Genomic DNA, 19,348 nt, shown 5'->3' with positions numbered 1-19,348 from the left:
ATGGCGCTTTTTGTGCTATTGTTTCGTATTAGCCAAATACATGAGCATGTGGAATTTTTCGTCTCTTACATGATAATCGAAATAAGGTCCTGGATCTGTACAGTAACCGATATTTTCATTTTGCATGATTTGAAATCCGTTAACTGATAAATTTTCTTCTAAGTATTTTGGATGTAAAATATGCTCATGGGAATTTGGATATAAGGCTGAAATATTTTTCAAGGATTTGGCCGAGTTATCATAATACGAGTATCCACCGACAATTGTTGAACTGTTATGTAAATAGTTTTTTAGAACATGACTTGGGAACTCTGGGTTGAGCAGTGAAAAATCAGTTATTGTAAAACTATCCACAAAAACATCGATGCTAAGCGGTTTCAATGGTAGATTTAAATCGGAATTCAAAATATAAAGGACGCGTGGCTTCGGATTCATACGCTCAATTCTATTTCTCACCTTCTTGAGCATTGCAAGCGAATAGCCACTGAATACATAGTTTGCGCTTGGTTCAAGAACATCGATATATTTAGGTAGTGATACAAAAGCATCAACGTTTGTTTCCACAATTAATTTGTTTTTCAAATCTATATTTTGTAGAACTTTTTGAAATCGAAAATTACTTTTTTCAAATAAGTTAATCATTTTGGGATTGATCTCTTTAATCGTTTCTTTATCGTAAAAATAAGATGGATAAGGAGACGTCTCGTACAAGTTCGCGGTAATGATAATACCCTCCTCGATAGCTGCTTCGTATCCACAGCTACAAGTTAAACTCCCCGTGTGAATGTAGACTTTTTTAATCGTTACATCTTTCATTTCAAGTGGAATGCGGCATTTTGGACAATAGAGAAAATTTACAAAGTCAAGCGGGATTCCTGTAATACTTTCTTCTTTGGATGAAGGCGAGCTAGTTTGAACCGCTTTTTCAATCAATTGGATAGCTTTTGATATGTCTTCTTTTTTCTTGGTTAGCTCGTCCTTTTTATCAATGAGCGAGTTGTTGTAGTAGTCGATATCCTCATGGTCCGAGAAGTTTGTGACACGTTGATATGATAAAATTCGTTGGATTTCTATCAATGAAAAATGAAATTTTTTCAGCTCAGTAATAAAAGCCATGTCGTCGAAACACAATTGGTTCATTTGATACTGAGTGTTTTTTTTGTCTGGTATTAATAATCCTAGTTCAATGTAATAACGAACGGTATCAGTCGTAACATGAAAAAGCTTCGCAAATGTACCAATTTTCATAGATGTACCCCCCAATGAAAAAAGTGGAGTTACTCCACTTTTTTCGCAAAATGAATTCAAAAAACTCTCAAATAGCTATTGACTTGGAGGAAACTCCAAGTCATATTATTAACTCAATAAGTTTGAATATTAAGAATATTTTTGACTGTATTGTAACATACATGTCACGAAAGGAGAAGGATTAGCTATGGATAAGATGGATCATATGGATACACTCTCACTATGGACAGCGACTGCAAACAGATATGACAAAGGAAAACCTCTTGAAGGAAATGAAGAGGCGGATGTTGTCATTATTGGCGCAGGTTTCACAGGTCTCTCTTCTGCATATCATTTGCAAAAGTTAGGGAAGAGTGTCATTGTCCTTGAGCAGGAAACAATCGGATATGGCGCAAGCGGTCGCAACGGCGGGATGGTATTGCCAGGCTATAAGTCAACGATGCAGGAGCTTGCCAAGAAGTATGGTGCCGAAGAGGCGAGGCAGCTTAACGATCTTTCTCTGCTTAGTGTTGAATTAGTTAAAAACATTATTGACGAGCATCAAATCAACTGTAACTTCAGAAAGACAGGTCACATTGTGGCGGCTTACAAAGCCAAGCATTTTGAAGGGTTGAAACTTGAAAGTGAATACTTAAACAAAAATTTTGGATATGACTGTAGCGTGCTTAATCGAAGTCAGTTGCATCAAGAAATTGATTCCCCGCAATATTATGGTTGCTTAGTCGACGACTCGAGTTACTCGTTCCAACCACTGAACTATGCAATTGGTTTGGGAGAAGCAGCTAAATCGATCGGTGCAAAAATCTTTGAGCATTCGAAAGCACTATCTATTGAGTACGGCCGAAATAGTGTGAAAGTTATTACAGAAAAAGGTACTGTTACAGCGAAAGACATTATTGTGGCTACAGATGGTTACTCCGGAAAAATTATGGCTGAATTGAATAAAGGCGTACTGCCAATTTCGGCACGTATTATTGGTACTGAACAGCTGCCAGAATCATTGGTGAATAGCGTCATTCCTAAAGATCGCATGGTTTTTGATACAAGCAGTTTCCTTTACTATTTCAGGCGTACACCAGATAATCGGATCATATTTGGCGGTGGCGATATTCGTCCAAACTTAGGTGATGCTGTTTATCAAAATGTTTACGATGCCATGGTTAAAATAATGCCAAAACTAGAAGGAAGCAAGATTGATTACAGGTGGGGTGGATTTATCGGGGTTACAATTGATACGTTCCCGGTTATCGGTAGATCCAAAGAAGGCGCATATTTTGCAACGGGTTATACGGGACATGGCGCGTCTCTCTCGACATTGTTTGGTAAGTTATTGGCACAATGGATCGTTACGGGGAGTGCAGGTGGATATCGATTTGAAAAAGAACGCCTTAAATCATTCCCATTCTATAATCAGAAAACGATGCTGGTCAATATAGCACATATTGGTTTCAAACTGGTAGATATTATCGCGTAAAGGAGAGGTGTTTATGAAAATTAACATGTTCATTGACGGGAAATGGGTAGAAGCATTATCGGGTGCTAGACGAAACATTATCAATCCTGCAACCGAAGAGGTTATCGCAATGTCTGCTCATGGATCAGCAGATGATGCGAAGATAGCAATTAAGGCGGCTCGTAAAGCGTTTGATAGCGGGATCTGGTCGGATTTATCGGCTGATGAAAGAGCTGACTATCTATATAAGATTGCAGACCGTCTTGAAGAGAATACAGCTGAAATTGCCCGTTTGGAAACTGCAAATAACGGTAAGGTTCTCCGTGCAACAACCTATGTAGATATTCCTGTATCGATTCAATGCTTCCGCTATTATGCTGACTTGATTAAAGGTATGAAAAAGGAATCTTACACTCGTGATGATGCTTCAGAAACGATTATTATTCATGAACCGATTGGTGTTTGTGGACTTATTGTACCTTGGAATTTCCCGCTTATGTTAGCTGTTTGGCAAATTGCTCCTGCACTTGCCGCAGGGAATACAATTGTAATTAAGCCTGCTGACGTCACTCCTGTAAGCGTATTCAAATTATTTGAAATTATCGAAGAGGTTGGACTTCCGGATGGAGTAGCAAACTTAGTATTGGGACCTGGTTCAAAGGTTGGGAATGAGCTTGCAGAGAGCCATGATGTCGACAAAATTGCCTTTACTGGTGGAACAAAAACAGGTCAAAGTATTATGCGCGCAGCTGCAGGCAATATGAAAAAAATCACACTTGAACTAGGTGGTAAATCTCCACTTATTGTGTTCGACGATGTGGATTTTGAAACCGCAGTCGATAATGCGATGTTTGGTATTTTCCACAACGCTGGGCAAGTTTGTTCAGCTGCATCTCGTTTACTTGTACAAGAGACTATTTATGATAAGTTTGTTGAAAGATTGGCCGAGCGTGCGAACAAAATTGTAGTTGGCAACGGGGAAAGTGAGAATATTGAAATGGGAGCGCTTACAAACGAGTCTCATATGAATGAAGTTTTACATTATATTCAGAGAGGAATCGAAGAAGGTGCAAAATTAGTTTGTGGTGGTAAGCGCTTAACAGAAAATGGGCTCGATCGAGGGTTTTTCATTGCACCAACAATCTTTGCTGATGTAAATGAGAATATGTGTATTGTGAAGGAAGAGATTTTTGGCCCAGTCCTTGTTGTACAGAAATTTAAAGATGAGGAAGATGCCATCCAAAAAGCGAATGATTCTATTTATGGATTAGCCGGTGCTGTATTTACGGAAGATATGGACCTGGCAAAACGTGTCATTAGTAAATTGCGTGCGGGAATTACTTGGATTAATAGTTATCATCTCGCTTATGTGGAAGGTCCTTGGGGAGGGTATAAGCAAAGTGGCATCGGCAGAGCGTTAGGTACTGTTGGACTGGAGCACTTTATGGAAACGAAGCAAATCAATATCCACCAGCATGCAAATCCGGTAGGGTGGTATGCGAATTAATTGAGCAAAACGTGCTATATAAATTATTTATAAGGGGATATGCTCATGAAAATAGTGGACAACGGTCCGTCATCAAAAATAGAGCAACCAGAAGTAATGAATAAGCCGGTGGATGATTCAGTGCTAGGAACCAAAAGTATTCCGTTACTATATTTACGGTTTGCTTTGGCGGGAATTATGGCTAACGTAATTTTAGGAGTTGTATCGGTTGTTGATGGCTATTTCGTCAGTGGCTTTCAGGAGCTGGAAGTCGAAGGGATCGGAATTGGATTTACGGTCATGGTTATTACCCGTATGATTGGTGTTCTTTTAGGTGTGGGAGCCGGAGCGGTCATTTCACTTCGACTGGGGAAAGGGAAAATCGAAGAAGCTAGAAGTATTATGGGACAAACTTTATGGTTTACTCTTTTCCTGTCTTCTTTGTTAGCTATACTTGGGTTGGTCTTTGAAAATGATATTATGATTTTATTCGGAGCAAGTGATGAAGCACTTCCGTATGCGGTGCAATATAGCCGACTGCTATGGATTTCGTTGCCATTAACGATATTGGCCGTTGTATTAAGTATTTTAGCTAATATCGATGAAAAGCCTATATTATCAATGAACAGTTGGTTAGTCGCAGCGGTTGTTGCTGGGACTATGGAATGGATTATGGTAGTGAAGTATGACATGGGGATGATGGGTTCTTCATGGGCTAATACGATTTCGCAATCGATTCCTGTTCTCCTAATCTTTTATTTCTGGTTTGGTAAAACAAAACTTAAGCCAAAAATGAAAGATATGATGATTAATCTCAAGAAGATTGGTGAAGTGGTTTGGACGGGCTTTGCATCTTTCTCGAGTCAGTTCATGATGTTTATTGCAATTATTTTCACCAACAACTTACTGCAAAGCTACGGTGGTGGTCTACACGTTGCAGCTTTCACGATTCAAAACGGTTATATTACAAATCTCCTCGCCTTAGCAGCGCTTGGTGGGATGACAGGGCTTCAACCGATTATTAGTTATAATTACGGTGCGGGCAACCTTGATCGTGTGAAACAAGCAATTAAGATGGGACTCATTTTTACAGTTTCCTTCTTTGTAATCGTGACAGCCATACTAGTCATTTTTGCAGATCCAATTGTGTCATTTTTTTCCGGTGGTAATCCTGAATTGCAAAAACTGGGCATTTGGACGACAGTTGTATTCAATTGTTTGTTTACGCTTAGTGCAGTTAGCCTGCTTATCTCCGGTTATTTCGAATCGCAAGAGAGAAACTGGTCCGCAACGTTTATTAGTGTAAGCAAAATATTGTTGTTCATGTTACCGTTTCTATTTATTTTCCCGAAATTCTGGGGTGTAGAAGGTGTATGGTACGCTGCTCCTGCTGCAGAAATTCCAGGTGTTCTCATTGCCATATACTTTATGAAAAAAGAGTTTAAACGTTTAAAAAATCCAAGTGTTAAGGCAGTAGATTTATAGACTTATTCCTTCAAAATTATCAATACGAAAGAGAGAGGATTGTCATGTTTTTTGCGAAAAAACTTACAGCAGAAGAAGCAGAGCAACTAGGTGCCAACGCATGGGAACCGTGGGTAGGCGAACCGAATAAAGGAACGTGGCATGTAGAAGATCAGGAAGTTTTCTATGTGACAGATGGTGAAGTGTTTATTACTGTTGATGGGGAAAAGTATCATATTACAAAGGACTGGATCGTTTCCTTGGCCAAGGACCTTGTTTGTGAATGGGATTGCCCAGTATTTTTGAAAAAGAATTATAAGATGAACCATGAGATCCATCTGAAATAATGTGAACTGGGGAGTGGACAAATGCTAAGCAGATGACTGCTCCTGCGTATTCAATGAATAAGATTAATAATGTTGAAGAAATGTATGTAAATAAGTTTACATACCGTCAAATGAATGCGCTTTCTTTTTAGGGGCGATAACATAGGACGGTTATCTTAAAATAGGAGGCTTCACCATGGTAGTAATGAAAAATGTACAAACGTTGAAAAATTATATTGGCGGACAATGGATAGAATCCACAAGTAAGCAAGTTGAAGATGTACCAAATCCAGCAACAGGAGAGATTATTGCTCGTGTGCCTCTTTCGACTAAAGAAGATTTAGATAGAGCTGTAGCAACTGCGAAAGAAGCATTCAAAACATGGAGAAAGGTCGCTGTGCCTCGGCGTGCTCGGATTCTATTTCGCTATCAACAGCTATTGATTGAAAACTGGGAAGAGTTAGCTAAACTCGTAACCTTGGAAAACGGAAAAAGTTATAAGGAAGCATACGGTGAAGTGCAGCGGGGGATTGAATGTGTTGAATTTGCCGCAGGCGCACCCACTTTAATGATGGGAGAGCAACTTCCCGATATTGCTACTGGTGTTGAATCAGGGATGTATCGTTATCCGATCGGAGTAATCGCAGGAATAACGCCATTTAACTTTCCGATGATGGTGCCATGCTGGATGTTTCCACTCGCGATTGCATGCGGGAATACATTTGTATTAAAACCATCTGAAAGAACACCGCTATTGGCTAATCGCATAGCTGAACTGTTTAAAGAAGCAGGTCTTCCAGATGGAGTACTAAATATTGTGCATGGTGCACATGACGTCGTTAACGGCATTCTTGACAATGAGGATGTGAAAGCTGTATCTTTCGTTGGTTCTCAACCTGTGGCTGAGTATATATATAAAACAGCAGCAGCTAACGGTAAACGTGTACAAGCTCTTGCAGGGGCAAAAAATCATTCGATCGTATTAAAAGATGCGGACCTTAGTTCTACAGTGAAAGAAATTACAAGTGCTGCCTTCGGTTCAGCTGGTGAACGATGCATGGCAGCGGCTGTTGTTGTCGTGGAAGAAGACGTTGCAGATGAGCTCGTTAATAGACTGCTTCAAGAGGCTAATGCAATTAAGATTGGTAATGGTCTGGAAGAAGGTGTTTTCCTTGGTCCCGTTATTCGTGAAGTACATAAAGAGCGGACACTCGGATACATTCAATCCGGTGTAGAGCAGGGAGCGACACTTATTCGTGACGGACGTGAAGACGATGTAGCAAACAGCCAAGGTTATTTTGTTGGCCCAACGATTTTTGATAACGTGACAGAGGAAATGAAAATCTGGCAAGATGAAATTTTCGCACCGGTTCTTTCTATTGTACGCGTAAAAGACTTGATGGAAGCGATTCATGTTGCTAATGCATCACCATTCGCAAATGGTGCATGTCTGTACACAAATAGCGCGAAAGCTATTCGTGAATTCCGTGAAGAAATTGATGCAGGTATGCTTGGGGTTAATCTTGGAGTTCCTGCTCCAATGGCATTCTTCCCGTTCTCAGGTTATAAGAAATCTTTCTATGGTGATCTCCATGCAAATGGAAAAGATGGCGTAGAATTCTATACTCGCAAGAAAATGCTTACGGCTCGTTATTGAAAGAGTGATGTAAAACCATAAAAAGATAGAATGGAGCTGGTGATTGTGCAAGCGACAGAACAAACACAAAGTTTGAAAAAAACAGATGAAAAGTACCTTTGGCATGCGATGAGAGGAGCAGCCCCTAGTCCAATGAATTTAATTATCACAAAAGCAGAAGGGGCATGGGTGACGGATATTGATGGAAACCGTTATTTAGACGGTATGTCTGGTCTTTGGTGTGTGAATGTTGGATACGGCCGAAAAGAGCTTGCAAGAGCGGCGTTTGAGCAGCTTGAAGAAATGCCGTATTTCCCTCTGACTCAAAGTCATGTTCCTGCTATTAAATTAGCAGAAAAATTGAATGAATGGCTTGATGATGAATACGTTATTTTCTTTTCTAACAGTGGATCGGAAGCGAATGAAACAGCGTTTAAAATTGCTCGTCAATATCATCAACAAAAAGGTGATCATGGACGCTATAAGTTCATTTCACGCTACCGCGCTTATCACGGTAACTCAATGGGAGCTCTTGCAGCAACAGGTCAAGCACAGCGAAAGTATAAATATGAACCATTGGGGCAAGGATTCCTGAATGTAGCACCGCCTGATACGTATCGAAATCCAGAGGATGTTCATACACTGGCAAGTGCTGAGGAAATCGATCGTGTCATGACATGGGAGTTAAGCCAAACAGTAGCCGGTGTGATTATGGAGCCAATCATTACTGGGGGTGGAATTTTAATGCCTCCTGATGGATATATGGAAAAAGTAAAAGAAATTTGCGAGAAGCACGGTGCGTTGCTCATTTGTGATGAAGTTATATGTGGATTTGGACGAACAGGGAAGCCGTTTGGATTTATGAATTATGGCGTCAAACCAGATATCATAACAATGGCAAAAGGTATTACAAGTGCGTATCTTCCTTTGTCAGCAACAGCAGTTAGACGAGAGGTTTATGAGGCATTCGTAGGTAGTGATGATTATGATCGCTTCCGCCATGTAAATACGTTCGGAGGAAATCCTGCTGCTTGCGCTTTAGCTTTGAAGAATTTAGAAATTATGGAGAATGAGAAACTCATTGAACGTTCCAAAGAATTGGGTGAACGACTGTTATATGAGCTAGAGGATGTAAAAGAGCATCCAAACGTAGGGGATGTTCGCGGAAAGGGCCTTCTTTTAGGCATTGAACTAGTGGAAGATAAGCAAACAAAAGAACCGGCTTCCATTGAAAAGATGAACAAAGTCATCAATGCTTGTAAAGAAAAAGGTCTAATTATTGGTAAAAATGGTGACACTGTTGCAGGTTACAATAATATTTTACAGCTTGCTCCTCCATTAAGCATCACAGAGGAAGACTTTACTTTTATCGTTAAAACAATGAAAGAATGTTTATCCCGCATTAACGGGCAGTAAAACTCCCACCTCAAAATGCGGCTGGAGCAAAGAAGTTAGGTGGGAGATCAACTGCCCGTAAAAGCCCGATTGGTTCAACTAATAATCAGTGGGGGATGAACAAAAACCCCCCCACTGATTAAAGTTTCACTTTAGCTCAACTTTAATTAATTATTGATAAATCTTGTTAAAAAGCGGATGAGCCTATTAGGAGATGTAACTTTAAATACTGAATGAATTACTCGAAAAGAGTAATTCCGAAAGGGTTGAGTTTATGAAAGCTGATGTTGTATTGATAAATGGAGAAGTTATTACAGTAGACCAAAAGAATGCAGTAGTCGAAGCTGTCGCAATAAAAGATAATCAAATCGTAGTTGTTGGCTCAAATCAGGAGGTTAAGAGTTTTATAGGAGAAAACACGGATGTAATTGACCTACAAGGGAAAACGCTTCTTCCTGGATTCATTGATTCCCATCTTCACATCATTTCTCATGGACTAAATCAGTTGGCTGTCAGTTGTAAAGCTGAACATATTGATTCTATCGATGCTTTATTAGATGATCTGAAAAAGAAGGCCTTAGAAACGCCAAAAGGTGAATGGATACGTGCTTGGGGCTTTAATGAAACCGCTGTGGAGGAAAAGCGTTATCCAACAATTACTGAGCTGGATGAAATTTCAGTTGAACATCCTATTATTATAACTCGTACTTGTCACCACATAAGCGTGGTGAACAGTAAAGCATTAGAAATTGCGCAAATTAACGAGAACACACCGGATACGAATGGGGGAGTTATTGAAAAGAATCAGGCAGGAAGGCTTACAGGAAAGTTAATTGAAGCAGCAAATATGAGTATGAGTGAGGTTGCAAGTTATACAGAAAGTGAAATGATGAAGGCTGTGAAAATTGCATCAGATCATTTCGTTGCAGCTGGCATAACAAGTATACATGACGCAGGTGGAGATGGACCGGAGAGTTTTCGTTTACTACAACGAGCTGTGAAGAGTAGGGATATTCGTGTCCGAATATATGCAATGATATGTCAAATAAATAACTCTCATGAATTTGTTAATAAAATGGTCGAGGCTGGTGTGGTAACTGGTACCGGGGATGAAAGATTCAAAGTCGGACCAGCTAAATTGTTTACAGATGGAAGTAGCACGGGGCCTACAATTGCAACCCGTAAGTCATATTCAAGTGACCCTAACAATTACGGCATTCTTTATTATAGTGAGGAAGAAATCTATAAGGTTTTAGGTGAAGCGCATAAAAAAGGCTATCAAATCACTGTACATGCACAAGGTGATAAAGCTATTGAAATGTATTTGAATTGTGTAGAAAGGGCGCTAGAGGAATCACCAAGAAAAAATCACCGTCATCGAATCGAGCATGCGGGAATTTCTTCACCAGATTTACAAGAGAGAATGAAAAAACTCGAGATGATTCCTATTCCAAATCCTCCATTTCCATATGAATTCGGAGAGATATATGTAGAGCACTATGGTGATCGTGTTAATCACATGTACGCTGCTCGTGATTTTATTGATCGTGGCATCATTGCAGCAGGTAGTTCGGATGCACCAGTTACTGACTATAATCCTTTATTAGGAATTCATGTTGCTGTCAATAGAAAAACTAAGTCCGGAATAGAGGTTGGTGCTAATCAATCTATAAGCGTAATGGAAGCTATTAAACTGTACACATGGAATGGTGCTTATGCGAGTTTTGAAGAAGAGATAAAAGGAAGCATAGAGGCCGGAAAGTTGGCGGATTTAGTTATATTAAATGACAGCATTTTAAGTGTCAATCCAAACCAAATTAAAGATTTAAAAGTAGAAACAACAATTATTGATGGTGAAATTATCTATCAAAAAGAACAATCAGTGAAAATGTAGCAATAAAAAAACGCCCCTTCAATTGTGAGAATGATTTTAACAATTGAAGGGGCGTTTCAGTTGTTTAGTTGCGCTTTTCAAATCGTATTAATTTTCCGAGAGAATTGAAAGGATATTCGTCTACTAACAAATATTCAGATTATGAACACTAGAAAACGAACACAACCTATCATATAATTGAAAGACTATATTTTAAAATCAATGTTAATATTACCCTCCTATAAGTATTAACATGCGTAATTGAGGTGTTTTCTTTGTTGTTTTATGATCGAATTTCTATAATGGCCCCTCCTGTTCCATAGCTAAGGAAAGTCTATTCATTTCTGAGATTTTCAAAGTTATAGGAGGGTATTAAAAGTGAAAAAAGTCTCAGTACCATCACTTTGGTTAATGATCATTCTGGTGGCATTTCCGCAAATTAGTGAAACAATTTACACACCGTCTTTACCGGATATTTCAAAGGCGTTGCACGTAAGTAATAATGAGGTACAGTTAACGCTTAGTGTTTATTTTGCTGGATTTGCTTTAGGTGTATTTTTTATTGGATGGTTATCAGATATAATTGGTCGTCGCCCAGCAATGTTATTTGGAATTGTAGTATATGGCGCTGGAAGTTTCTTATGCTATATTGCAAATTCTATTGAATTTTTATTGTTTAGTCGTTTTATTCAAGCATTTGGAGCAAGTGCTGGTTCAGTTGTGACACAAACGATTCTTCGTGAAAGTGTAGAGGGGCATAAACGTCATGTTATGTTTGCTCAAATTTCGGCAGTCATTGCTTTTACACCAGCGATAGGTCCACTAATTGGGGGCTTTCTTGATCAAATGTTTGGATTTAAAATAGTATTTTTAAGTTTAGTTGTTATGAGTGTTGGGATTTTGTTATATACGTTTGTTTCTCTTCCGGAAACAAAAACGGAATCAGTAACGGATAAAATAAATGTATTTTCTGTATTAAAACGGTTGATTACAAATCCGAAAGTAGTAACATATGGGTTAATAATTGGAGGAGCGAATGGTGTTTTATTTAGCTACTATGCAGAAGCGCCGTTTATCTTTATTGAATACTTTCAGTTATCGCCTAGTATGTACGGATTTCTAGGAATTGTTGTTGCTTCCGCTTCTATTATTGGGGCGAAAGTTTCAAAGCGGTTACTTGCTACTTATAAACCAGAGAAAATTATATATATCGGTTGTCTTGTAATGACAGGAGGAGCTATCTTCTTAACTGTTATTAATTCATTTGGATCAAATCCAAACATAATATATATGATTGGATTTTTAGTAGCGATGTTTATATTGCTATTAGGAATTGGGGTAGCATTGCCTAACTGTTTAAGTTTAGCATTAGTAGATTTTCAAGATGTCATTGGTACAGCTGGAGCATTGTTTAGCTTAGGCTACTATGTAATTGTAACGATGACAATTTGGGGAATGAGTCAGCTTCATACGGGCTCGTTAATGGTGATGCCGCTTTATTTTCTGGCTATAGTAGTTATCATGATGGTATTTACTAAAGTGTTTATTTTTGGTAAACAAACTTCAAAAACGATTTAAATATGAAATGGTAAAAGAGTCTCATTTTTTAATGAGACTCTTTTATATTTTATGAAAATAACTATAGGTATGAATATGTAATTAATGTTAAAATATAACAAAATTGTATATTTATAGTTTTTAGGGAGGGTAAAAATATGTTAATGAATCTAGTATGCGCTCTACTAATCATTTCCGGACTTATTATAGTTGTAAGAAATACTTTCATTTTAAACCACTATCTTTGTAATTTAATGGCATTCTTTTGTGCTTATATGACAACATCTTCCTACGTATTAGAGCAACTTTCGTTAACAAAAACCATATTGATACTATGTTTGTTGCTGATAACTTTTATTCTTATATACTCACATTTCGAGATTAGAGGGCTCGCTTTTAACGATTATACGGTATTTAATCTAGCTTCTAGCCGAGTGAATATATTAGTGAAAGACGGGTTAACCGAAGCGAACATAGAATTTACATTGGATAAAAATAATATATATTTATCAGGATCTCCTGTTAAAATTCGAATATTGAATAGACCATTACATACAACTAATATTTTATTTAGAAAATGCCCAGAGGGTATAAAGACAAAAATTAAAGGTATTATTAAGGAAAAGATAAAAGCTGAGGAGAAGAGTTTTCCTCTTTCCGGTGTATTGTTGATTGTTTTAAGTGTAGTTATATTTTTCTTAAAGTAGGAGATGGGATAGAGAATTTTTAGTTGTGAGAACGGGATAAATAAGAGATGTAGAAGCTAGTGACTTTGTTGTTTTACTAATATATTAAATTTATGTGAGAGGTGTTAATCGCATGTGTAAGCAATTACGGTACAAACTATAAATAGTGAAGTATATGCGGTATGAAACCGAGGAAGATAGGATCTCCTCGGTTATTTATATTGTAATAATATTTATACCGGAATCATATTGAATAGATGTATTTTATTGTTAATTTAGTTAAAAATTAATCAAACTAATATATAATAATTTACTGAAAAAATAATTGAACTTTTCAGATAAATGAATTAATATGAAGTGAGCAATTTTAAATTTTATAGAAAATAGGAAGATGAGGGGTTTGGGAAATTTTATAAGAGGCAAAATGAGATTTTAGGATAGCTTTAAAGTTAGTCTAAAATGACGTTTGTTTCATCATTTTCAGGGCCGAAAGGAATTAGGGTACACCATCTTACTTTAAATGCGGCTATGAATCATCTAAGAGGGGGAAATGAAGTGGCAAACAAAGAATTGAAACGAGGTTTAGAAGCACGTCATATTCAAATGATTGCTTTAGGCGGAACAATTGGTGTTGGTTTGTTTATGGGGTCAGCCAGCACGATTAAATGGACAGGTCCGTCAGTAATGCTTGCATATGCAATCGCAGGTGTTTTCATCTTCTTTATTATGCGTGCCATGGGAGAAATGTTGTATATGGAGCCAAGCACAGGTTCATTTGCGACATTTGGTCACAAATATATTCATCCGTTAGCTGGTTATATGACAGCGTGGAGTAACTGGTTCCAGTGGGTTATTGTTGGGATGTCAGAGATTATCGCAGTTGGAGCGTATATGAAATATTGGTTCCCAGATTTACCGGCTTGGATACCTGGTATTATCGCGATGGTTATTCTTGGTGCGGCTAACTTAATTTCTGTTAAGTCATTTGGTGAATTTGAATTTTGGTTTGCGATGATTAAAATCGTTACGATTTTATTAATGATTATTGCCGGATTCGGCCTCATTTTCTTCGGAATTGGGAACGGAGGAGAAGCAATCGGTATATCTAATCTTTGGGCAAACGGCGGTTTCTTCACAGGTGGTTTTTCAGGATTTTTCTTTGCGCTATCACTTGTAGTTGGGGCATATCAAGGTGTGGAATTAATCGGGATTACTGCTGGTGAAGCGAAAGATCCGAAGAAGACACTTACTAGAGCAATTCAAAGTACAATTTGGCGTATTCTAATTTTCTATATTGGTGCTATTTTCGTTATTGTAACTGTTTATCCTTGGGATCAATTAAGTTCAATTGGTAGTCCGTTCGTAGCAACTTTTGCGAAAGTTGGTATTACGGCAGCTGCGGGACTTATTAACTTCGTTGTTATTACAGCGGCAATGTCTGGTTGTAACAGTGGTATTTATAGTGCTGGACGTATGCTTTATACACTAGGTGTGAATGGACAAGCACCGAAATACTTTACGAAGATTTCTAATAACGGTGTACCTTTATTCGGTACAGTTGGTGTAATTATCGGTTTAGTGGTTGGTGTTGTTTTAAGTTATATTGCACCAAAAAACTTATTCGTATATGTATATAGTGCAAGTGTACTTCCTGGTATGGTGCCATGGTTTGTTATTTTAATTAGTCAAATTCGTTTTAGAAAAGAAAAGGGAGCAGAGATGAAAGATCATCCATTCAAAATGCCATTTGCTCCTGTAACAAACTATTTAACGATTGCCTTTTTAATTATGGTATTAATCGGTATGTGGTTTAACGATGATACTCGTATTTCACTAATTGTGGGTATTGTTTTCTTAGCTATCGTTACAATTAGTTTCTATGCTTTCGGAATAGGGAAGCGAGCTCCGTTAGACGTTCAAAATGATCAAGAGGTTTCAAGTAAATAAAGATAGTAAAAAAGTCCGATTTCTTATTTAGAAATCGGACTTTTGTTATTAAAATTTCTCTAATACAATCTTCCCAATTGTACGTCCACTTTCAAGTAATGCATGTGCTTTTTTAAGATTTTCTGCATTAATTGGTGTTAACGTATCATTTAAAGTAGTTTGAAGAATACCTTCATCTAATAGCTCGCTTACTTTATTTAATAGTTCGTGCTGCGTACTCATATCACCAGTTTCATACATCGCTTTTGTAAACATAAACTCCCAAACGAATGTAGCACTTTTACTTTTTAAAATCCCCATCTCAAGAGGGTGTTCATTTTCTACGATAGAGCAAATTTTCCCTTGTGGTTTAATGATGTCACCCATCGCGTGCCAATGTTGATCAGTATTGTTTAAGCAGAAGATATAATCTACATCTTTTAGCCCAAATTCTAATATTTGATCTTTTAAAGGTTGGTGATGATTAACTATATAATCGGCACCGAATTTTTCAACCCAGTGTATGGTTTCGTTGCGGGATGCGGTTGCGATTACGTTTAGTCCAGCCCATTTAGCTAACTGAATAGCAATCGAGCCAACACCACCAGCTCCGCCGATAATTAAAATGTTTTTAAATGAATTTTCATCTTTTTTATTATAATCAATCCCTAAACGTTCAAACAAACCTTCCCATGCTGTGATGGCTGTTAAAGGAAGTGCTGCAGATTCAGCATCACTCAAAGTTTTTGGTTTTTTACCAACAATTCTTTCATCAACTAGATGGTATTCACTGTATGTACCTTGCCTTGTAATGCTTCCAGCGTAAAACACTTCATCGCCTTCTTTAAATAACGTACAACTTTCGCCAGTTTGTACGACAACGCCACTAGCATCCCAGCCAAGTATTTTCGCTACATCTTCTTTTTTATCTTTCGGAGATCGAACTTTTGTATCAACTGGATTAACGGAAATAGCGTTAATTTTAACAAGTATATCCCTTCCTGTGGCAACAGGTCTTTCAACTTCAATATCAATTAAACTGTTTTCTTCTTCAATAGGTAAGTATTCATGTAAACCAATTGCTTTCATTTCTATTCCCTCCATTAAAGTAAGAGTTTTTCTCTTTTATTATAGTAGGTAAAGTGTCATTATGTAAAAAAGTTGAGTCCTTTCCATTTTGTTAAAGGCTTGTTTCAGCCTCATTTAGAACTTTGTAACTGGAGAGGAGCCATCGTTTTGATTTTATAAGCGTCGAATGAAAGGTATACTTATTTTTCCAGTGTACCTTGCAATGAACAATACCAAGTGTTATATTATACTTGTAGTTACTTGTTATAAAACAGTACTAAATAATAAACAGTAGTAGATGCCAATTAGAATAGGGTGAATGAATATTGAATGTACAATTTAAAAAAGGAGTTTTAGAACTTTGTGTTCTTGTCTTACTTGATAAGCAAGACCGTTATGGGTATGAATTAGTTCGAAGTATTTCCAATCAAATTGAAATATCAGAAGGGTCTGTTTATCCTTTACTTCGTAGATTAACTAAAGAAGAATATTTTACAACGTATTTACAGGAGTCTTCAGAAGGCCCTTCAAGGAAGTATTATACACTGACGGATAAAGGTAGTACGTATTTGTATCAACTTTTGGAGGAATGGAATGAGTTTTCACAAGGTGTCAATCAATTAATAAAAGAAGGTGTACGTAATGACGAAAAATAAATTTTTACAACAATTAAATGCATCTCTAAAAAGATTATCTGAAAAAGAGCGTACAGATATTTTAAAAGATTATGAAGAACATTTTACTTTCGGATTAGAGGAAGGGAAAAGTGAAGAAGAAATTGTAGCTTCATTAGGTTCTCCAGCTCAAATCGCCAAAGAGTTATTAGCAGATTATCATATTGAGAAAGTAACAGCAAGTGCAACAACAGGAAATGTTTTTCGGGCAATTTGGGCAGTAATTGGATTAGGTTTTTTCAATTTGTTAATCGTGCTTGGACCTGCAATTACATTAGCGGCATTGATTTTTTCAGGATGGGTTCTAGGAATCTCATTTTTAGGTTCACCATTACTTGTTCTAGTTGATACTATTATACATCCAAATACATTCTTGCTATTTAATCTTTTCGTTTCTTTAGCACTTTGTGGACTTGGATATTTCATTGTAATTGCTATGTTATTTTTAACGAAGCTAGCAAAGAATGGATTTGTTCGTTATTTAAAGTTCAATATAGCACTAGTAAAAGGTGGTTTGAAGCATGATAAATAAAAAGAGTCTTTCAATCATTGCAGGTATTATTTTCATTATTGGTATTATCGGGAGTTTATTCACTTATCGTTCAATTGCGGCAGTACCAATTTCAGAAGAAAAGGTCATTAACAATAATAATGTGTTAAGCGTCATTATCGATACGAATAACGTTCGTGTTAACATCAATCCTACAACAGATAGTAACATGAAAGTAAAATTAGATGGCGAAGTTAATCCTAACGTAAAAAGAACATTAGCTATGGGTGAGAAAGATTCGACGCTTCTTATTTCTTACAAAGAAAAACAACAGAGCTGGTTCAATTTTAATATTTCTGAAGTATTGGCGCCATTAACATTAAATGTGTATCTACCCGAAAAACAATATGATTCATTAAAAGTTTCTAATAGTAATGGTTTCGTTTCTATAAAAAAATTAAACACAACGCATTTGAATGCCAATACAAACAATGGACGTGTTGAATTAAGAGAAATCAATTCGCCAAAAATTATCGCGGAAACAAACAATGGAATTATGGATTTCAAAGATATATTGGCACAAAATATTCATGTGAAATCGAACAACGGACGAATAATGCTAGACCATGTTGAAGGTGAAATAGAGGGGCAAACTAAAAATGGAAGTCTTACTCTGAAAACGAATGAACTGGATCGAAATCTCAATTTTACGACTCACAATGGAAAAATTAATATTGAAACCGAAAAAGAACCAACTAATGTTCAATTTAATGTTTCTGTCGACAATGGCAACGCGAATATCCTGAATAAATATAACGGGAATACGGTTATTGGAAAGGGAGAAAATATAATTAAATTAAACACACATAACGGAAATATTACAGTGAAAAAACAATAGCATATTATCTTTTATAATCTCAGCTCTTCACACATATAGAGGAATAATAAATAAGAAAAAGAACCGACTCCTTTTCTCAACATCTAGGTAGTCGGTTCTTTTATATTTAACATTTGTTTAAGTTTGTATCCTTTTCATATTTCAAAATACAAACAGTGGTTTTATTACTCTCGATTCTTAGGAGAGTAACGAATAGTAATTAACGATGTAAGGAGAATTTGTGAATGACTCAAAAATAATAGCTGAAACAACGAAAAGTGAGAAGGAGTTTATTTCTAACAAGAGGAATTCTTTACTGTATTGTTTTATTCAAAACTAAATGTAAAGGTGGATACATAATGACGGTAAAGAAGCTTTATTTCGTACCAGCAGGTCGTTGTATGTTGGATCATTCGTCTGTTAACAGTACATTAACACGAGGGGAATTATTAGACTTACCGGTTTGGTGTTATCTTTTGGAGACTGAAGAAGGACCTATTTTAGTAGATACAGGTATGCCAGAAAGTGCGGTTAATAATGAAGGCCTTTTTAACGGTACATTTGTTGAAGGACATATTTTACCAAAAATGACTGAAGAAGATAGAATCGTGAATATTTTAAAACGCGTTGGTTATGAGCCGGAAGACCTTCTTTATATTATTAGTTCTCACTTACATTTTGATCATGCAGGAGGAAATGGTGCTTTTACAAATACACCGATTATTGTGCAGCGTGCTGAATACGAGGCGGCACAACATAGTGAAGAATATATGAAAGAATGTATCTTGCCAAATTTAAACTACAAAATCATTGAAGGGGATTATGAAGTCGTACCAGGAGTTCAATTATTGTATACACCAGGACATACTCCGGGGCATCAGTCACTATTCATTGAGACAGAGAACTCTGGCCCAGTGTTATTAACGATCGATGCATCGTATACGAAAGAAAATTTTGAAGATGAAGTGCCGTTCGCTGGATTTGATTCGGAATTAGCTTTATCTTCAATTAAACGTTTAAAAGAAGTTGTTAGGAAAGAGAACCCAATTGTTTTCTTTGGACATGATATAGAGCAGGAAAAGAGTTGTAAAGTGTTCCCTGAATATATATAAATAGAAAAAGTCATGGGCCTAGTGAAGTGCACCCCAATTGTTAGACACGGTCTAACAATTGGAGGTGCATTTTTTAT

General features: G+C 37.0%; 16 protein-coding genes. 14 read left to right on the top strand and 2 right to left on the bottom strand.

Annotated elements, in window-relative coordinates:
* Positions 1 to 15: 15 nt before the first annotated feature.
* A complete protein-coding gene (locus tag CQ058_RS08295; protein WP_002190284.1) occupies positions 16 to 1,248 on the bottom strand; it encodes a MerR family transcriptional regulator in 1,233 nt (410 codons plus the stop codon).
* Positions 1,249 to 1,435: 187 nt separating this feature from the next.
* Between CQ058_RS08295 and CQ058_RS08290 the strand changes: the two genes are divergently transcribed.
* The 10 genes from CQ058_RS08290 (at position 1,436) to CQ058_RS08240 (ending at position 15,071) form a co-directional block, all read left to right on the top strand.
* Positions 1,436 to 2,722: an NAD(P)/FAD-dependent oxidoreductase gene (locus CQ058_RS08290; RefSeq protein WP_002128397.1), complete on the top strand. Its 1,287-nt coding sequence runs from the start codon at positions 1,436 to 1,438 to the stop codon at positions 2,720 to 2,722.
* A 13-nt stretch (positions 2,723 to 2,735) separates the two neighbouring features.
* Positions 2,736 to 4,208, top strand: coding sequence for an aldehyde dehydrogenase family protein (locus CQ058_RS08285; protein WP_002190283.1), 1,473 nt, complete (start codon positions 2,736 to 2,738; stop codon positions 4,206 to 4,208).
* Positions 4,209 to 4,253: 45 nt separating this feature from the next.
* Entirely contained in the window at positions 4,254 to 5,672 is a 1,419-nt protein-coding gene (locus CQ058_RS08280) for an MATE family efflux transporter (protein WP_002128395.1), read from the top strand.
* A gap of 44 nt (positions 5,673 to 5,716) precedes the next feature.
* Positions 5,717 to 5,998 carry a cupin domain-containing protein gene (locus CQ058_RS08275; RefSeq protein WP_002128394.1) on the top strand — a complete coding sequence of 94 codons (282 nt, stop codon included), beginning with the start codon at positions 5,717 to 5,719 and terminating at the stop codon, positions 5,996 to 5,998.
* 175 nt (positions 5,999 to 6,173) lie between these two features.
* Positions 6,174 to 7,634: a CoA-acylating methylmalonate-semialdehyde dehydrogenase gene (locus CQ058_RS08270; RefSeq protein ID WP_002190282.1), complete on the top strand. Its 1,461-nt coding sequence runs from the start codon at positions 6,174 to 6,176 to the stop codon at positions 7,632 to 7,634.
* Between the two features lie 30 nt (positions 7,635 to 7,664).
* Complete coding sequence (locus CQ058_RS08265) at positions 7,665 to 9,029, top strand: aspartate aminotransferase family protein (RefSeq protein ID WP_181150759.1); 1,365 nt, start codon at positions 7,665 to 7,667, stop codon at positions 9,027 to 9,029.
* Positions 9,030 to 9,282: 253 nt separating this feature from the next.
* On the top strand, positions 9,283 to 10,902 hold the full coding sequence (locus CQ058_RS08255; protein WP_002190280.1) for an amidohydrolase: 1,620 nt from the start codon (positions 9,283 to 9,285) through the stop codon (positions 10,900 to 10,902).
* Between the two features lie 357 nt (positions 10,903 to 11,259).
* On the top strand, positions 11,260 to 12,459 hold the full coding sequence (locus CQ058_RS08250; protein ID WP_002167896.1) for a multidrug effflux MFS transporter: 1,200 nt from the start codon (positions 11,260 to 11,262) through the stop codon (positions 12,457 to 12,459).
* 137 nt (positions 12,460 to 12,596) lie between these two features.
* Positions 12,597 to 13,145, top strand: coding sequence for a hypothetical protein (locus CQ058_RS08245; RefSeq protein WP_002167897.1), 549 nt, complete (start codon positions 12,597 to 12,599; stop codon positions 13,143 to 13,145).
* Between the two features lie 534 nt (positions 13,146 to 13,679).
* Positions 13,680 to 15,071, top strand: a complete 1,392-nt coding sequence (locus CQ058_RS08240; RefSeq protein ID WP_142396337.1) for an amino acid permease — start codon at positions 13,680 to 13,682, stop codon at positions 15,069 to 15,071.
* Positions 15,072 to 15,119: 48 nt separating this feature from the next.
* On the opposite strand, the gene CQ058_RS08235 is transcribed toward CQ058_RS08240, so the two are convergent.
* Positions 15,120 to 16,139 carry a zinc-binding alcohol dehydrogenase family protein gene (locus CQ058_RS08235; RefSeq protein ID WP_002190275.1) on the bottom strand — a complete coding sequence of 340 codons (1,020 nt, stop codon included), beginning with the start codon at positions 16,137 to 16,139 and terminating at the stop codon, positions 15,120 to 15,122.
* A 305-nt stretch (positions 16,140 to 16,444) separates the two neighbouring features.
* On the opposite strand from CQ058_RS08235, the gene CQ058_RS08230 reads away from it, so the two are divergent.
* The 4 genes from CQ058_RS08230 (at position 16,445) to aiiA (ending at position 19,271) form a co-directional block, all read left to right on the top strand.
* A complete protein-coding gene (locus tag CQ058_RS08230) occupies positions 16,445 to 16,774 on the top strand; it encodes a PadR family transcriptional regulator (protein WP_002190274.1) in 330 nt (109 codons plus the stop codon).
* Positions 16,761 to 17,324 (top strand): HAAS signaling domain-containing protein, encoded by a 564-nt coding sequence (locus tag CQ058_RS08225; RefSeq protein WP_002190272.1) that lies wholly within the window; start codon positions 16,761 to 16,763, stop codon positions 17,322 to 17,324. The genes CQ058_RS08230 and CQ058_RS08225 overlap by 14 nt, the downstream gene beginning before the upstream one ends.
* A complete protein-coding gene (locus CQ058_RS08220) occupies positions 17,314 to 18,180 on the top strand; it encodes a DUF4097 family beta strand repeat-containing protein (RefSeq protein WP_105589610.1) in 867 nt (288 codons plus the stop codon). The genes CQ058_RS08225 and CQ058_RS08220 overlap by 11 nt, the downstream gene beginning before the upstream one ends.
* A gap of 338 nt (positions 18,181 to 18,518) precedes the next feature.
* Positions 18,519 to 19,271, top strand: a complete 753-nt coding sequence (gene aiiA, locus CQ058_RS08215) for a quorum-quenching N-acyl homoserine lactonase AiiA (protein WP_002190270.1) — start codon at positions 18,519 to 18,521, stop codon at positions 19,269 to 19,271.
* Positions 19,272 to 19,348 lie beyond the last annotated feature (77 nt).

This window comes from Bacillus sp. MYb56, assembly GCF_002976445.1.
Taxonomy (GTDB): domain Bacteria; phylum Bacillota; class Bacilli; order Bacillales; family Bacillaceae_G; genus Bacillus_A; species Bacillus_A mycoides.
Note: the sequence above shows the minus strand (reverse complement) of the source record. Positions and strands in the feature narration are given on the sequence as shown.

Coding starts and splice junctions, on each gene's coding strand:
- CQ058_RS08295 (WP_002190284.1), bottom strand. CDS start 1,248: ATGAAAATTGGTACATTTGCGAAGCTTTTTCATGTTACGACTGATACC.
- CQ058_RS08290 (WP_002128397.1), top strand. CDS start 1,436: ATGGATAAGATGGATCATATGGATACACTCTCACTATGGACAGCGACT.
- CQ058_RS08285 (WP_002190283.1), top strand. CDS start 2,736: ATGAAAATTAACATGTTCATTGACGGGAAATGGGTAGAAGCATTATCG.
- CQ058_RS08280 (WP_002128395.1), top strand. CDS start 4,254: ATGAAAATAGTGGACAACGGTCCGTCATCAAAAATAGAGCAACCAGAA.
- CQ058_RS08275 (WP_002128394.1), top strand. CDS start 5,717: ATGTTTTTTGCGAAAAAACTTACAGCAGAAGAAGCAGAGCAACTAGGT.
- CQ058_RS08270 (WP_002190282.1), top strand. CDS start 6,174: ATGGTAGTAATGAAAAATGTACAAACGTTGAAAAATTATATTGGCGGA.
- CQ058_RS08265 (WP_181150759.1), top strand. CDS start 7,665: ATGGAGCTGGTGATTGTGCAAGCGACAGAACAAACACAAAGTTTGAAA.
- CQ058_RS08255 (WP_002190280.1), top strand. CDS start 9,283: ATGAAAGCTGATGTTGTATTGATAAATGGAGAAGTTATTACAGTAGAC.
- CQ058_RS08245 (WP_002167897.1), top strand. CDS start 12,597: ATGTTAATGAATCTAGTATGCGCTCTACTAATCATTTCCGGACTTATT.
- CQ058_RS08235 (WP_002190275.1), bottom strand. CDS start 16,139: ATGAAAGCAATTGGTTTACATGAATACTTACCTATTGAAGAAGAAAAC.
- CQ058_RS08225 (WP_002190272.1), top strand. CDS start 16,761: ATGACGAAAAATAAATTTTTACAACAATTAAATGCATCTCTAAAAAGA.
- CQ058_RS08220 (WP_105589610.1), top strand. CDS start 17,314: ATGATAAATAAAAAGAGTCTTTCAATCATTGCAGGTATTATTTTCATT.
- aiiA (WP_002190270.1), top strand. CDS start 18,519: ATGACGGTAAAGAAGCTTTATTTCGTACCAGCAGGTCGTTGTATGTTG.